Below are 16,462 nucleotides of genomic sequence, written 5' to 3'. Positions count from 1 at the left end.
TGCCCTGTGAAGCCTTCGAAAGCCTTTTATCGGGTAGCCTTAATGGACAGCGAAGCCGAATCCAGTCCCTCGCCAGAAACTTTCAGCCGGATAGTGCCACTCTTTGCGGTACTCTTCACGATGACCATAGCCCTACCCTTCCAGGCATTCCGCTCTTTGCCTACATAAGGATCGGTATCTCTCAGATTAGCGTTACCCACAGCAGCAATCACTCCGGCTCCCTTCACCTCGAACGACAGGCGGTTTGCGGCATCGGGCACTACGCGGCCTTCTTTGTCCACCACCTCTACCGTTACGAACGACAGGTCCTGTCCGTCGGCTTTCAAAGTCTTGCGGTCGGGCGTCAAGCGGATTTTTGCCGGCTCACCTGCCGTAACAAGTACTTTTTCTTCTGCCTCGCGGCCTTCAGCGTCCACACCTACAGCTTTCAGTGTGCCCGGCTGATAAGGCAAGGTGAAGACAGCCATAAAACGCTGCTCAACCCCTACAGTCCGCTCGCCTACCAGCTGGTCGTTGAGGTACAGGCGAACTTTCGGATAACGCGAATAGACTTCGGCCTCGATGGGCTTTCCTTCGTGTCCAGGCCAGTTCCAGCTTTCCCACGTAGGCCAGACAGACCAGGCTGTTTCCTTGATTTTACCGTAATAATTGTCCGGTTCTTTCACGGCCAGGTAGAGTTTTTTGTCCGCATTGTAGAGCAGGTCGCGATAATGGGAAATCGGTTTCCGCCAGCCGGTCAGGTCGATGTCGCCACAATAGGCACCGTGCCAAGGATAATGAGGACGTACGTAATGCTCGCCTTCCGAGTCGCCTACGTAATAGTAGCGGCCAATGGCCGACTCACCCAGATAGTCGAGAGCTGTCCACACGAAATCGCCCAGAACGTATTCGTTCGAAGTCACCAGTTTCCAAGTGTCGAATGCGCTGCGCGGGAATGATTCGGTCTGCATAACGACACGCGAAGGCACGCGCTCGTGGTCGGCCGGTGCACGATGGAGCATATAATTGTAGCCTACAATCTCGTGCTGGGCAGCCAGCGGGTCGTAAATCTCCCAGTCACTGTCCCATGCAGCCAGAGCCGAAGTAACCGGACGTGTACCGTCCAGCTGACGTACGCGGTCGCCCAGTTTTTTAGCTGTCGTAACCACTTCTATCTTCTTGCGCTCTATCACCTCGTTTCCGATACTCCAACAGAAGATGGAAGGGTGGTTGCGGTCGCGGAGCACCATTGCGTCGAGGTCGCGTTGCCACCATTTATCAAAGTGAACCGAATAGTCGTATTTGTTCTTGCTGTCGCGCCAGCCGTCGAAGGCTTCGTCAATAACCAGCAGTCCCAAGCGGTCGCAGGCATCCAGGAAAGCCTCCGAGGGTACATTGTGTGCCGTACGTGCGGCATTAAAGCCAGCGGCTTTCATCAGCTCTACCTTCCTCTCCTCGGCACGGTCGTAAGCTGCTGCTCCCAGGAAACCATTGTCGTGATGCAGACAACCACCGTTCAGGATGATCTTCTTGCCGTTCAGCAACAGGCCTTTCTCGGCAGAATACTCAATGCTACGGATGCCGAAATTCTCAGTCATACAGTCTTTCACCTCGCCCGACTCTGCTACCGTACAGCGAGCCTCGTACAGATAAGGCGTGTCGGGGCTCCACAAAGCCGGCTGAAGCACTGAGATGGACAAAGACACCTCTTTCGAAGAATTGGCAGGCAGGTCGACAGTTGTTTCGCTTTCGCCTACCGACTGCTTCTTGGCATCGAACAGGGTGGTGGTCAGCGTGATGCGACGGTCGGCCGCAGTCTCGTTCTTCAAAGCTGTCTGCACCTTAACGGTCGCTTTTTCTTTGCTCACTTCGGGCGTCGTAACAAACATACCCCAGTGGTCGATATGCACCTTGTCGGTTACCGTCAGCCAGACGTGCCGGTAAATGCCCGAGCCACTGTACCAACGGCAGTTCTTCTGCTGAGAGTTGTCGACACGTACTGCAACTACGTTCGCCTCGCCTACACGGATATGAGGAGTCAGGTCGTAAAAGAAAGAAGAGTAACCATACGGCCAAACACCCAGCGAAGTTCCGTTGATAAACACTTCTGCATTCATATACACACCCTCGAAATAGATTCCTACTTTGCGGTCACGATAGTCGGCAGGAACCTGGAAGGTTTTACGATACCAACCTATTCCCGCGGGGAAATATCCGCCGTCGTTCCCCATCGGTGCATCGGCAGCAATCGTCCCCTCAATACTCCAATCGTGCGGCAAGTCCAGCAACCGCCAGGCCGAATCATCGTAAGCCGCCGCCGAAGCAGCAGTACTGTCACCCAAAGCAAACCTCCAGCCATTATCAAAAAGCTGTTTGCGAACATCACCAGCTTCCGCATACGGAAGCACTCCCCAAAGAAAAATAAACGCCATCAGAAAACCTATTGCACGATGGCCTGCAAAATTCTGTTTCTTTTTCATGTTACTAGCATTAATTCAAGTATGCAAAAGAAGCAAACTACTCCACAAAAACAGGCATCCAAACAAATTATATAGGGAGTAAAATCCTTGCATGCAAAGAATTTACCCCCTAATGAACGATTTTTGCCCCCTGAAAAACCTCTTAATCCACACAGCATACAGCTCCGGTTAAGACGGCTGCATCTGCTGATACTCGGTAGGAGTTACGCCGAACTCCTCTTTGAAGCACTTCGTGAAATACTTGGGATTATTGAAACCGACGGCATAAGCAACCTCGGATATGGTTACCGAATGTGAAGACAACATCATGCAGGCACGCTTCATCTTGACATTGCGCACAAAGTCCAACGGAGTCAGTCCGGTCATCGACTTGATTTTGCGATACAGCGTAGACTTGGACATGTTCACCTCTTTAGACAACTGATCCAGGTCGAACTCCGACTGCTCCAGATGCGCTTCGATGCTTTCGATCACAGCTTGCAGGAACTGACGGTCGGCCGAAGGATAGGCCAGGTCCTCCAGACTGACATTCTTCTCTTTTCGGAATGTCGCCTGTCTTCTTCGCGAAGCTTTAATCAGGTTGTCGATACGGGCTGACAGCACTTTCATATCGAACGGTTTGGCAATGTAACCTTCGGCTCCTGCATTATAACTGGTCACCTGGTCGTCGGCACCGTTCTTGGCAGTCAGGATAATCACCGGAATATGATTGAAACGCAAATCGGCTTTCATTCGGCTGCACAGTTCCCATCCGCTTACATCGGGCAACATTACATCGCAGATTATCACGTCTACCGTATGTGCAGTCAGCTGCTCCCATGCCTGTCCTCCGTCAGCAGCGGTCAGCACCCCATAGCTATCCTTAAACAGCTCCCGCATGATGTGGAGCAGTTCCGTATTATCATCTATCAGCAGCAACGTCGGCCGGTCGGCGTTTTCTTCCGGCAATACAGGTTCGGCTTCTGTGTTAGGTTCAAAAGTGATTTCATCGGCCGGAAGTACGGACACTTCTTCCACCCTCTCATCGACCGCATAAACCTCTTTATCGACAGGAATCTCTACCGTAAAACAACTGCCCCTGCCTAACGTACTTTCCACATTAATATTGCCATGATGCAGGCATACCAGATCCTTTGTCAGCGAAAGCCCGATGCCGTTCGATTCTACTCCTTTGTTCTTCCGGTCGCTATAGAAACGGGTAAAGATCCGGGCAAGCTCGCCCGAAGCAATTCCTACTCCTTCGTCGGCTACTTTAAGTACCAGAAAACGACCACCTCCCTTATGCACAATATAGGCCGTAATCCTGATTGTTTTCCCTTCCGGAGTGTATTTAACAGCATTCGAAAGGAGATTGTACAGAATCTTATCCAGCTTGTCAAAATCCAGCCAGGCCTTTATCTCGACTGGCTCTATACTGATTTCGAGCGATATATTCTTTTGGGCAGCCAACGGGCGGAAATTATTATTGCAAAGCGTCTGTATAAATGCACCGGCATCCCCTTCTGCCACACTCAGCTTCATTTTTCCGACATCTACTTTCCTGAAGTCGAGAATCTGCTGTATCAGGCGCTTTAGTCTGTCCACATTCGACTTCAACACATCGCACTGCTGACGCACGGCAGGAACTTTCTGTTCCATATAATCGGACATGCAGGAAATCACCGTAAGCGGCGTCAGCAGTTCGTGCGAAACGTTTGTAAAGTAATTCAGCTTCGTACGCACCATTTCTTCTTTCAGTTTCGCTTCATTCTTCAGCTTCATTCGCCTGATATAAAAACGCAACATAGAATAAGCACACGAAACAGCAACTATCAGATAGAATACGTAAGCCCACCAGGTTTCGTAGAATGCCGGTAGTTTCACCAGCGTCAGCAGAGTCTCTCCAGCAGTCCACCCTCCTTGTCCGTCTTCCATTTTCACCTTAAAGTGATAAGTACCTTTCCTCAAACGGTTGTAGAAAGCCGAACTTTTGCCATAATCCAGATAAATCCAATCCTTATCTGCTCCCTCCAACCGATAAGCCATCCGAAGCTTTTTCGAGTTCAACGCATAGCGTAGAGGAGAAAAACAGATTTCAATATTCCTGGCATCCGAATCGAGTACCACCCGACTGGCCGTATTTCTTCCACCAAACAGTACACTTTGGTTATCCGAACGCACATCTGTAGCCACCGGACGGAAACGCGAGACATCGATTGCAGAAACCGTATCCGACTGAATATGTACAAATCCGTGATGCCCGCCAACATACAGTCCACCCAAACCGTCTGGGCTGATTGCCTTGTATCGGAATACATCGACCTCGATGTTTTCATCCGTAGTTCCATAGTCTACACAGGTTTCTTTGCGGATATTGTATTGCAGTACCTTTTTATTGGTTGCAATCCACACAAAATCTTTCTCGGCAACCATTCCCAATACCGAACAGTTATCCAGCCTGCTGTCCAAAGGCATATTTTTAAAAGTTCTCCTGTCCTGGTCCGACCTGAAAATCCTGCCCAAAGAGGATACCAACCACAAGCAGCCTTCAGAATCCAGACTAATATGCAGAATTTCTTCTTGCTCTGACAAAAGCTGAACCGGAACCCGATCTTCCAAAACAATCTGTCCGTTGGAATAACGCAACCGATACAGACATTTGTCCGAACCTACTCCCCAGACATATCCATCCGGACCGGCAGCCATGGCATGCATCATCGGTAACTTCTGCCCGGAGACAACGGGCTTATCAACATCCGGTTGTTTGATAAACAATGCAGATTTTGTCAATATCCATAAGTTACCAGCGCTATCTTCTGTCAAATTCTTGATGCTCCCGCTCGCTTGTCCAGACAGATTAATATCTTCTTCTACACAAACCGACATATCCCGATATGCCACCCGCACAGCCCTCGGCACATATTTGGGCGTAACCCAAATTCCGTCCTTTGCGCGTGACTTCACCAACAGTTCCACTTCACCAAGTCCTGCCCCTTCATTATTCTTGTTATCGACCAGCAGATTCCGTTGTAAATCGTAAAGACAAAGCCCATATCGATCTTGACTAATCCACATCAGCGATTCTTTGTCCATACACAGATTCAATATATTGACATCCCATCCCATCTGTTCTTTCAGTTGCTCCAAAGGATAGTTATCAATCTTCGAATGATCGAAAAAGATCGTATAGGCCATATCATAAGAGCCCAGCCACAAATTTCCTTCCCGGTCTTTTAAGATTTTGGTATACATCATGTGCGTATCTACCCTGTCGTGGATATCGACACTCTCTAACCGGCCATCCTCTGTATACTTCAACGCATATAGTTCATTATAGGAAAGTAACCACAGATAACCGAACGTATCGTCCTGAACCATACTGTAAAAGATAGGTTCCGACAAACCGGTTCTTGTGTTTATGATGTGATGTCTTTTATAACAATCATCCGTTTTATCAGGAAAGAACTGCCACAACCCTTCTCCCCATGTACCAATCCAATAATTACCGGCAACGTCCTGATACATAATATAAGGAGCATTAGATGCCCCCAGCCGGGGATAGCTGATAAAGAAGTCAGTTTCAGCATCGTATCTGAAAAGCCCAATTCCATTTGTAAGTGCCCACACATTCCCTTCTCTGTCTGCATAGACAGCATTGACAAGATAATCTTTGCGAGAAAGCAGCTCGTACTCTTCGACTTTTGTGGCATCCGGAGAACATTTGTATATCTTCTTGCCTGTAGCCAGCCAAACCGTACCCGAATGGTCGGCAATCATATAATTGATATTCTTGTCCAAAAGTCTCTCATCCGGGAAAGGCACAATCCGGCAAATGTGTTTGTCATACAGGTTAAGGCCTTTGCGAGTTCCTATCCAAACATATTGCTCATTATCGGTAATGGAAGAAATGGTATTGTCGGTAAGCAAACTTAAATCCTTATAGTCCGAACGAAAAGACTGCAAACGATATCCGTCGTAGCGCGCCAGTCCGTTTGTCGTACCAATCCACAAATACCCTTCTTTATCCTGATAAATATCAAAAATCTCGTTAGAAGCCAATTCATAGAAGAAAGGCAGCTTTCTGGAAATGATATGTTGAGCGTATAGATTAGAACATGTGCAGAAAATCAACAATAAAACCCCACAGAGCGTAATATTTCTCATCGTACACAAATTATTTTAAACCGGGCATAAATACAGGTCAATAAACAGGTTCATTAGCCAAATTCCAAACATTCAGGAATGAAGCACGGGTGATGTCTGTCAGCTTATCCCAGTTCAACCGGTCTGCATGGTCACCCGGCTGATGATAATCGGGATGTCCGTCCGTATGATACCAGATAATGGGAATATCCAGTAAAGCAAACGAAGCATTATCGCTACCGCCAACGGGACGATCCCAAGGACGGTAATCGGGCTTCAGATCCAGACCATACGTACGAATATCCTGCTTCAGCCATTCGCCAAAGGCTGAATGCGATTCGGTATAGAAATAGACTACGTGTTGCGGACAGTCGAGCTTGTTGTTACGACCTATCATGTCGAAGTTAAGATAGCCTTTCACTTTTCCGATGAAAGGGCACGACATAGTGAAATACCTTGAGCCAAGCAATCCTTTCTCCTCGCCATCCCACAAGGCAATGATGACATTGCGCAACGGCTTCTGTCCCGAAACCACAAAAGCACGGGCTATCTGAAGGACAGCCGAAACACCGGAAGCGTTATCGTCAGCTCCATTATAAATCGGATCACCGGCCAAGGTTTCGTCCACGCCCAAATGATCGAAGTGGGCACCTACCACTACATACTCGTCCGTCCGCTTACCGGGAATCATTCCCAGTACATTGTTCAGCCGCAAAGAACGATATGCCCCCTGTTTGTAGAGAGCAATAGAGTCCGGATGAACCTGAAAACGTCCCTTTTGCTGCCACTCGCGGGCACAGGCTTCGAAAGGTTGATAATAACTCTCTCTATCAAGCGGAGCCACACCGATGTCTTTCAGAAAAGCAGCCAGATAGCGTGCTGCCACCCGCGAGCCGTGCATACCTGCCTCGCGTCCTTGCAATTCATCATCGGCCAGAAAACCGACAATGGCTTCTGCCGATGTTCTATTGATACTTTGCAATCCCCTCTCTTTGGCATCTTGTGCCTGAAGCAGACAGGCACTGAACAGAAAACAAAGAATGCCTACAAATTCTTTATACATAACTCCAACGTATTATCATTAACTTACAAAAAACTTGCTTCTATTTATTGTGCATAATCAACGCGCCATAAACTCCAGCCGTTCCTCTTTCGAGAACTTCTCAATGGCATAACGTAACATTGTACGGGGCATTACGACGGCATATTTCTCAAGGAACTGTACCAACAGATCCTTATCTCGCTTGCCCACCTCGCGCAGCATCCAGCCAATAGCTTTCTGCATCAGATCGTGCATACGAACAGCAGGGAGCGAAGGAGCAGCGGCCACATAAGGCTGAAGGAAATATTCCGACAATCGCAAAGTGTCAATGAAGTCATGATCCCGAATCAAAGCAAGAGTCGAAACGACCGCAATACGCCGGTCCCAAAGCCAGTCGCTCTGTGCCAGCCGATAAAGTACATCACGGGGATTATCCTTCAAATACTCGCCTACGATATAAGGAGCCGAAAGATCGACCAAATCCCAATTGTTGATACGGGCAGTCTGCGTCAGATAGAAATCAAAGATTATCTTCCGTCCATCAGGAGCAGACTTTTTGAAACGTTCTACCATCATCAGCAAAGCACAAAGACGGCATTCGTGCCATTCGCTCTGTAGCAACTCAGCCATCACATCAAACGGTTCCTCTTTGTGACGGCGAGCTACCTGACGGGTATCAGGAACGACAACACCCAAAAAGCGGTCGCCTTCGCCATATTGCCCCTTCCCTGTTTTGAAAAACTTGGGAAGATATTCACGCTTTACAGGATCAACATACTGACGGAGTTCCTGTTCTATTACGATTGTCTTTTGTAACATCTTTCAAATATGATAAATTTTTCCTCTCGTTCGGGACAAAAATAGCCAAAATTCACGTGTCAAGTAGAAAGATATGCTTACTTTTGCAATTAAAATTACATTTAGTCTATGGTTCTAAATTACATTTGGGTGGCATTCTTTGTTATTGCCTTCATCGTAGCTCTTATCCGGTTGTTGTTCATGGGCGACACAGAAATCTTCACGGAATTAGTGAACTCAACATTTGATTCTTCTAAAAATGCTTTCGAGATCTCATTAGGACTTACCGGAGTACTGGCTCTTTGGTTAGGAATCATGAAAATCGGCGAAAACAGCGGTATGATCAATTCCCTGAGCCGCTGGTTGAGCCCCTTGTTTTGCCGCCTTTTCCCGGATATACCCAAAGGGCACCCCGCAATGGGCAGTATCTTCATGAACCTGTCGGCCAATATGCTGGGACTGGACAATGCCGCTACGCCTTTAGGACTAAAAGCCATGAAAGAACTTCAGGAACTGAATCCGAAAAAAGATACAGCCACGAATCCGATGATTATGTTTTTGGTAATGAATACATCGGGATTGATACTGATTCCTGTCAGTATCATGATGTATCGTGCACAGATGGGCGCAGCCCAACCCACAGACATTTTCATACCGACACTGCTTACCACAACCATATCGACCCTTGTAGGTGTTGCAGCAGTAAGCATCTCGCAACGGTTAAATCTATTCTGCAAACCTGTACTTATTCTTGTAGGATGCATTGCACTTTTCTTTTCAGCCCTTATCTGGCTTTTTGTCCGTGTAGGACGTGATGAGATGGGCACATATTCTACACTGGCAGCCAATATAATCCTGTTCAGTATCATCCTGCTTTTTATCGTGTGGGGACTTCGAAAAAAGATCAACGTTTACGACGCTTTTATCGAAGGAGCAAAAGAAGGGTTCAGCACTGCCGTGCGTATCATTCCTTATCTGGTAGCTTTCCTTGTCGGAATTGCCGTATTCCGTGCTTCGGGTGCAATGGATATGCTGGTAAACGGCATTGGTTATCTTGTAGGCCTATGCGGCATCGACACCAGCTTTGTTGGTGCCCTGCCCACTGCCCTGATGAAGTCACTGAGTGGAAGCGCAGCCAATGGCCTGATGATAGATACCATGAAAGAATACGGAGCTGATTCGTTTGTAGGCCGTATGAGTTGTATAGCCCGTGGTGCATCGGATACCACATTCTATATTCTGGCTGTGTACTTTGGCAGTGTAGGCATCAGCCGTACCCGCAATGCCGTAACATGTGGACTTATCGCCGACTTTTCAGGGATTATTGCTGCTATTATTATCAGTTACCTGTTCTTTGCCAGATAAACTACAGACAATATTTATCAGTATCCACCACAGACATCAAAAAGGTATGGCACAAGCGAAACAACTCCTTATAAACATTAGTTATTTACAGAACCAATTAAACAAATCAATAAGACTATGATCAGTTACCAAACAGATGGCGTGGAAATGCCCAACATCAAAAAACGTGAGACTACAGAATGGATTAAAGCTGTAGCCGCAACTTATGGAAAGCGTGTAGGAGAGATAGCCTACATTTTCTGTTCAGACGAAAAGATTCTGGAAGTGAACCGCCAATATCTGCAACACGATTATTATACGGATATCATCACTTTCGACTACTGCGAAGGCAACCGTTTGAACGGTGACCTTTTCATTAGCCTGGATACAGTACGTACCAATGCCGAGCAATTTGCCGACAACGATTATGATCGGGAATTGCATCGTGTTATTATTCATGGTATTCTCCATTTGTGCGGCATCAACGACAAAGGCCCCGGCGAACGGGAAATCATGGAGGAAGCAGAAAACAAAGCTCTGAATATAAAAAGTTTATATCATAAAGAATAACTACTCCCGATCAATATTGGATGAAAGAGTTAAGTCTATCTCAGGGAATAGATAACCTGAACAAAGTCTTAACTCTTTCATTCTCCATTCATGGGCTTTTTACTTACGCCCATAATGGCATTTTTTAGTACACAATCTGCTACCGAAAGAAGGTTTCAGCACGCCCTGGCGAAAAGAGTTCCCACAAAGAAGCAACCGTCCATCCTGGAGCAAAAATCGTATTATAATATCCCTTGCCGTTTTTCCCATAATCCCAATGAGTATGCTGAACCACTTCGGGATAATAACCGATTTTGGCAATGCCGCACATGTGCCCTTCATGAGGTAACAATTGACGCATAGAGGTTGATATAACTTCCGCAAAATCTGCAAAACGTTGCTCACTATATTCTTTCGCCAACCATCTCAATACATCGGCAAAGTCAAAGACAAATACATCTATATGATTATTCTCGACCGAAACATTCCCCCATCCACGAGTCTTCAGCCCAATATCACCCAACATTTGTCCTTGCGCAAAAGGTACATCCCACGTATAGTACCACGACAAAGCAAAATAAGCAGCCTTCCGGGCCAATGCTGTATAATGAGCACGTTCTTCTCCTTTCGAAACCAGAGCCAGATAATAGGCTGCCGTAGAAGCATACAAGGAAGCCTCCTTATCCTCGCAATTAGCATCAAGCGTAGACGAGAAATAATCAGATTTGGATATAATCTCCATTTCCAAATAGTTTACCGTACGTCGGGCTGCTTCTAAATAACGTTTATCTTTAAAATATTTATACCCCATCACCAACGGTAATGTAGCAGATGGAGTACTTCCTCCTGTCGAATCTACCAGTGATAAATCATCCTTGAACTTACGTGGGAAACTGCCATCAGCTTGCTGAAGAAGCAAGAACATATCTAACATTTTCCTGACACGCTTCTCCCACTCCGGATGTTTCCGCTCACGGGTACGTTCATAATTCAAATAATGCAACACTGCGTATATTCCTTCCGACTGACGACGGATGCTATGATTCTGTTCTATTGCTCCCCGCTTATAATGAATAACTTCATTAAAGAAACCTGCAGACGAAAAGCCATTCTTCAAATAAGAATCAAAAACAAGACGGGCGTTTCCTGTCAAATCGGTTCTTTGCTGTTGCTCGCCATATTCCAAAGCGTTGAAAGCATTCAGTAATGTACGTCCCACAAAACCTACCTCAGCTACATCATTGCGTTCGCAGGTAGCTGTACGTAATTCGACTCCCGAAAAATAGTTTACCGGTGTATCATCTACAAAGCTTTCCACAAAATAGTTGCTCAATACACTTTTCATTTCTTCAGAAGAATAAGGTGTCTCAACCGGTTGAGGACGATATGTATCATAACAATATTCCCAAGTACGTTGTACGCACTCAGAGAAGTCAGTTGCATCAGCCTCTTTCAACTCCCATGTCAAAGTAAGTGTTTCTCCTTTCTTCAGAAGCTGAAAAGCTTCAACCGAAGGAGCCAGAGTCAATTTACGGACATAACTTCGTGGTTCCTCCTTATAAGGGAAACCAAAAGAAAGGGATGTCTCACCTGAAATATTTTCAAAGCCTGTATAGCCAATTGAAGTAGAACCAGACAGTATAACCTCACCTTCCTGATGAGTAGCCAACGCATCTGACTCACAATCGTCCAAGCGAATCACTGACATTACCGTTTTCTCTTTTTCATTAAATACAGCCGTTAATGGTGTACTCAAGCGATCTTCCCGTACCACCCAGCTATCCGATGTATGAAAAGAAGGAGCTTGTTTGGGTGAACGCAGATTGCGACGATACCAGAAGCCGGGCATATAGAACAGACAGTCATCGTGTCGATAGCCCGTTTGCAACTGCTCGTCGAAGTGAAAATATACATTATCCAAAGCTACGATGAACACTGTTACCCGACAAGATTTCTCCGCTTGATCCACATCCTGATAAATCAGCAATGGCATTTTTTCGGGCGAAATGAGCTGATATTTATACAACGGATTCTCAGATTCCCGAAAAGACAAAGCATACCGTTCAGCACTATTCCCCGGCGTTTTCAATGAAACAGAAGCACACACCCTTTCCGGCGTATAATTGACGCCATAAGCACAAGCCAGCACTACCGCCAGCAATAACATACTACAAAATGTTCTTTTGAATAACATACCTGCTCTATTTTAAAATAACCAACATTTCTAGCGAAGCTAACATTTCCTCTACCAAGAGGAATTAAAAGTTTTATTAAAAAACAATTTCAGATTAGAAAACCTACACAAATCAATGATGCAAAAATAGCCTATCATCCGAACATAAGATAAAAGAATCTGTTCAATAAATAGAACGATAAAACCAAACTGCAATTCCTGACCAGTTTTTCTTATAATTCATAAGCAATAAGCAACAGAAAGTAAAACCTTAACCTAACTTTTTAGTAACTTTGCATCAGTAATAACAGTTTTAGACGAATGGAATTTAAATACGATGTAATTGTAATCGGTGCCGGACATGCCGGATGTGAAGCCGCAGCAGCTGCTGCCAATTTAGGATCCAAAACGTGTCTCATCACTATGGACATGAATAAAATCGGGCAGATGAGCTGTAATCCGGCTGTGGGTGGTATTGCCAAAGGACAGATTGTGCGCGAAATCGATGCACTGGGTGGATACATGGGATTAGTAACAGACAAAACCGCTATCCAGTTCCGGATTTTGAACCGATCAAAAGGACCGGCCATGTGGAGTCCACGTGCCCAATGCGACCGTGGCAAATTCATTTGGGCCTGGCGGGAAATTCTGGAGAACATACCCAACTTACATATTTGGCAGGACACCGTAAACGGAATTCTCGTTGAAAACGGAGAAGTAACAGGAGTAAAAACCGTGTGGGGGGTAACTTTCCACGCCAAATGTGTAGTTCTGACAGCAGGTACCTTCCTGAACGGACTGATGCACGTAGGACGAACCATGCTTCCTGGTGGACGAATGGCCGAACCCGCTTCTTACGAATTGACCGAATCTATCGCACAACACGGCATTACCTATGGCCGTATGAAAACAGGTACGCCGGTACGCATCGATGGACGAAGCGTTCACTACGACTGTATGGAGATTCAAGATGGCGAAGCAGATTTTCACAAGTTCTCATTCATGAATACAGGCACACGTCATCTGAAACAGTTGCCTTGTTGGACATGCTTCACCAACGAAGAAACGCACCAGATACTGCGTGAAGGTTTACCTGAATCTCCCCTTTTCAACGGACAGATCAAAAGTATAGGGCCACGCTACTGTCCAAGTATCGAGACCAAGATTGTAACCTTCCCCGACAAGGAGCAACACCAATTATTTCTGGAACCGGAAGGAGAAACAACCCGCGAACTTTATTTGAACGGTTTTTCTTCGTCTCTTCCCATGGAAATACAGATTGCAGCACTTAAAAAGATTCCTGCATTCAGAGACCTCGTCATTTATCGTCCTGGTTATGCCATCGAATACGATTACTTCGACCCAACCCAACTGAAACACACGTTGGAAACAAAAAAAATAAAGAATCTGTTCTTTGCCGGACAAGTAAACGGAACGACAGGATACGAAGAAGCTGCCGGACAAGGAATCATAGCCGGCATCAACGCACATATCAATTGCCACGGAGGAGAACCTTTCACATTGGGACGCGATGAAGCATATATCGGCGTACTCATCGATGATTTGGTTACTAAAGGCGTAGACGAGCCTTACCGAATGTTTACCTCACGAGCAGAATATCGCATACTGCTTCGTATGGACGATGCAGACATGCGCCTGACAGAGAAGTCATGGAAACTGGGACTAGCCCAAAACGATCGCTATGAGTTATTACGAAAAAAACGTGAAGCCATCGAAAGCTTGGTTCAGTTTACTCGCAATTATTCCATGAAACCTGCATTGATTAATTCCACATTAGAGTCGTTAGGTACTACTCCACTCCGACAAGGATGCAAACTAATCGACTTAATAAATCGCCCGCAAATAACAATCGAAAATATGAGTGAACACGTAAGTGCCTTGAAGCGGGAATTGGATAAGATAACAGAGCGGAAAGAAGAAATTATCGAAGCTGCTGAAATCTTAATCAAATACGAAGGATATATTGGTCGAGAGCGTATCATAGCCGACAAGCTGGCTCGTTTGGAAAGCATCAAGATCAAAGGGAAGTTCGACTATAACTCAATCCAATCTCTATCTACCGAAGCCCGGCAGAAGTTAGTGAAGATAGATCCGGAGACTATCGCCCAAGCAAGTCGTATACCGGGAGTATCACCGAGCGATATCAATGTTCTCTTAGTCCTTTCGGGCCGCTAAGACGAACGCGTTCCACGTGAAACAAATAATTCAATAAACGCATTAAAACATCTGATTATGAACAAAGAAACAATTATCAAAAGTATCCGAGAAATACCTGATTTCCCGATACCGGGAATCTTGTTCTATGACGTAACAACCATGTTCAAAGACCGTGAAGCTTTAAAGAGCATCCTGGACATACTCTACGAGACATACAAGGATAAAGGCATCACAAAAGTTGTCGGACTCGAATCAAGAGGCTTCATTATGGCACCTGCCCTCGCCATCCGATTAGGAGCAGGATTTGTTCCAATCCGCAAACCCGGGAAGCTTCCGGCTGAGACAATCGAGCTAAGCTACGATAAAGAGTATGGAAAGGACACTATACAGATACACAAGGATGCCATCAGCGAAGATGACGTTGTCCTGATCCACGACGATTTACTGGCTACGGGAGGCACCATGGCAGCAGCCTGCCAATTAGTACGCCAGCTGAACAAAAACAAACTATACGTCAATTTCATCATCGAATTAAAGAATCTGCACGGAAGAGAAAAAATAGCTCAAAATGATGTTGAGATAGAATCCATATTGACTTTCGACAGATAAGTATACACAAAAGAGTTTCTTTGCTTCCTTTTCATCGCAGATAGAAAAGAACGGAGCAAAGAAACTTCAGCATACGTCCTACCCCCATCCATACGCCCATCGAACGTAAAGCATACTAAAATGGAAGAGTTAAAAACCAACGATTATCTGAAAGGCATTGTCTCCAACCTACCCGAAGGCCCTGGCATTTACCAATACCTGAATACTGAAGGCACCATTATATACGTAGGAAAGGCCAAAAACCTGAAACGCCGTGTATCGTCTTACTTCAACCGAGAACACGAGCCAGGTAAGACTCGGGTACTGGTTAGCAAGATTGCCGATATACGATACATCGTGGTCAATACCGAGGAAGATGCCCTGTTGCTCGAAAACAACCTGATCAAGAAATACAAGCCACGCTACAACGTCTTGTTGAAGGACGACAAAACCTACCCTTCCATTTGCGTTCAAAACGAATATTTTCCACGTATTTTCAAGACGAGAAGAATCATACGAAACGGTTCTTCCTACTATGGGCCCTACAGCCATATACCTTCGATGAATGCCGTGCTCGATCTGATTAAGCACCTCTACCCGCTACGCACCTGCAACCTGAACCTTTCGCCCGAGAACATCCGAAACGGAAAGTTCAACGTCTGCTTGGAATACCACATCAAGAACTGCGCAGGCCCATGCATAGGGAAACAGAGCATGGACGAATACATGAAGAATATCGATGAAATCAAGGAAATACTAAAAGGAAATACGCAATATATCGAACGAATGCTTTTCCAGCAGATGCAGGAACTGGCAGCCGAAATGAAATTTGAGGAAGCACAAAAGGTGAAAGAGAAATACATGCTGCTGGTAAACTACCGCTCCAAGTCGGAAGTAGTAAGCAACATACTGCACAACATCGATGTTTTCTCCATCGAGGAAGACAACGATGTCAACTCCGCTTTCATCAACTACCTGCACATCACAAATGGTGCCATCAACCAGGCTTTCACCTTCGAATACAAGAAACGCCTGAACGAAACCAAAGAAGAGTTGCTGGCACTGGGCATCATCGAAATGCGCGAACGCTACAAAAGCCTTTCACGTGAAATCATCGTTCCTTTCGAGCTGGACATTGAGCTGAAAGATGTCGTTTTCACCGTGCCGCAACGAGGTGACAAGAAGAAACTGCTCGACCTTTCCCTACTC

General features: G+C 45.9%; 10 protein-coding genes. 5 read left to right on the top strand and 5 right to left on the bottom strand.

Features of this window, described 5'->3' with window-relative positions; all coding sequences use genetic code 11:
* Nucleotides 1-26: 26 nt before the first annotated feature.
* The 4 genes from QVP67_RS04320 to QVP67_RS04305 form a co-directional block, all read right to left on the bottom strand.
* The gene (locus QVP67_RS04320) at nucleotides 27-2,459 is read right to left on the bottom strand and encodes a sugar-binding domain-containing protein (RefSeq protein ID WP_022162325.1); all 2,433 of its coding nucleotides are present in this window, start codon (nucleotides 2,457-2,459) and stop codon (nucleotides 27-29) included.
* Nucleotides 2,460-2,627: 168 nt separating this feature from the next.
* Entirely contained in the window at nucleotides 2,628-6,602 is a 3,975-nt protein-coding gene (locus tag QVP67_RS04315; protein ID WP_022162324.1) for a hybrid sensor histidine kinase/response regulator transcription factor, read from the bottom strand.
* 37 nt (nucleotides 6,603-6,639) lie between these two features.
* A complete protein-coding gene (locus QVP67_RS04310) occupies nucleotides 6,640-7,644 on the bottom strand; it encodes a M28 family metallopeptidase (RefSeq protein WP_022162323.1) in 1,005 nt (334 codons plus the stop codon).
* A gap of 57 nt (nucleotides 7,645-7,701) precedes the next feature.
* Entirely contained in the window at nucleotides 7,702-8,442 is a 741-nt protein-coding gene (locus tag QVP67_RS04305; RefSeq protein WP_022162322.1) for a DNA alkylation repair protein, read from the bottom strand.
* A gap of 108 nt (nucleotides 8,443-8,550) precedes the next feature.
* Between QVP67_RS04305 and QVP67_RS04300 the strand changes: the two genes are divergently transcribed.
* Together QVP67_RS04300 and ybeY are read left to right on the top strand one after the other, a co-directional pair.
* Nucleotides 8,551-9,786, top strand: a complete 1,236-nt coding sequence (locus QVP67_RS04300; protein WP_022162321.1) for a nucleoside recognition domain-containing protein — start codon at nucleotides 8,551-8,553, stop codon at nucleotides 9,784-9,786.
* A gap of 117 nt (nucleotides 9,787-9,903) precedes the next feature.
* Entirely contained in the window at nucleotides 9,904-10,335 is a 432-nt protein-coding gene (gene ybeY, locus QVP67_RS04295; RefSeq protein ID WP_022162320.1) for an rRNA maturation RNase YbeY, read from the top strand.
* 139 nt (nucleotides 10,336-10,474) lie between these two features.
* On the opposite strand, the gene QVP67_RS04290 is transcribed toward ybeY, so the two are convergent.
* Complete coding sequence (locus QVP67_RS04290; RefSeq protein WP_022162319.1) at nucleotides 10,475-12,508, bottom strand: hypothetical protein; 2,034 nt, start codon at nucleotides 12,506-12,508, stop codon at nucleotides 10,475-10,477.
* A 300-nt stretch (nucleotides 12,509-12,808) separates the two neighbouring features.
* Between QVP67_RS04290 and mnmG the strand changes: the two genes are divergently transcribed.
* From mnmG to QVP67_RS04275, 3 genes are all read left to right on the top strand, one after another.
* On the top strand, nucleotides 12,809-14,683 hold the full coding sequence (gene mnmG / locus QVP67_RS04285) for a tRNA uridine-5-carboxymethylaminomethyl(34) synthesis enzyme MnmG (RefSeq protein WP_022162318.1): 1,875 nt from the start codon (nucleotides 12,809-12,811) through the stop codon (nucleotides 14,681-14,683).
* A gap of 57 nt (nucleotides 14,684-14,740) precedes the next feature.
* Nucleotides 14,741-15,274 carry an adenine phosphoribosyltransferase gene (locus QVP67_RS04280; protein ID WP_022162317.1) on the top strand — a complete coding sequence of 178 codons (534 nt, stop codon included), beginning with the start codon at nucleotides 14,741-14,743 and terminating at the stop codon, nucleotides 15,272-15,274.
* A 120-nt stretch (nucleotides 15,275-15,394) separates the two neighbouring features.
* Nucleotides 15,395-16,462 (top strand): GIY-YIG nuclease family protein (locus QVP67_RS04275; RefSeq protein ID WP_288179896.1); only part of this gene is annotated, 1,068 nt, incomplete at its 3' end.

Source organism: Bacteroides sp. CAG:633 (genome assembly GCF_000435115.1).
Classification (GTDB): Bacteria; Bacteroidota; Bacteroidia; order Bacteroidales; family Bacteroidaceae; genus Bacteroides; species Bacteroides ndongoniae.
This window is presented reverse-complemented; position numbering and strand designations above follow the sequence as displayed.

What these genes read in the sequence shown, in the direction of transcription:
- QVP67_RS04300 (WP_022162321.1), top strand. Translation starts at nt 8,551, where the DNA reads ATGGTTCTAAATTACATTTGGGTGGCATTCTTTGTTATTGCCTTCATC.
- QVP67_RS04320 (WP_022162325.1), bottom strand. Translation starts at nt 2,459, where the DNA reads ATGAAAAAGAAACAGAATTTTGCAGGCCATCGTGCAATAGGTTTTCTG.
- ybeY (WP_022162320.1), top strand. Translation starts at nt 9,904, where the DNA reads ATGATCAGTTACCAAACAGATGGCGTGGAAATGCCCAACATCAAAAAA.
- QVP67_RS04290 (WP_022162319.1), bottom strand. Translation starts at nt 12,508, where the DNA reads ATGTTATTCAAAAGAACATTTTGTAGTATGTTATTGCTGGCGGTAGTG.
- QVP67_RS04310 (WP_022162323.1), bottom strand. Translation starts at nt 7,644, where the DNA reads ATGTATAAAGAATTTGTAGGCATTCTTTGTTTTCTGTTCAGTGCCTGT.
- QVP67_RS04280 (WP_022162317.1), top strand. Translation starts at nt 14,741, where the DNA reads ATGAACAAAGAAACAATTATCAAAAGTATCCGAGAAATACCTGATTTC.
- QVP67_RS04315 (WP_022162324.1), bottom strand. Translation starts at nt 6,602, where the DNA reads ATGAGAAATATTACGCTCTGTGGGGTTTTATTGTTGATTTTCTGCACA.
- mnmG (WP_022162318.1), top strand. Translation starts at nt 12,809, where the DNA reads ATGGAATTTAAATACGATGTAATTGTAATCGGTGCCGGACATGCCGGA.
- QVP67_RS04305 (WP_022162322.1), bottom strand. Translation starts at nt 8,442, where the DNA reads ATGTTACAAAAGACAATCGTAATAGAACAGGAACTCCGTCAGTATGTT.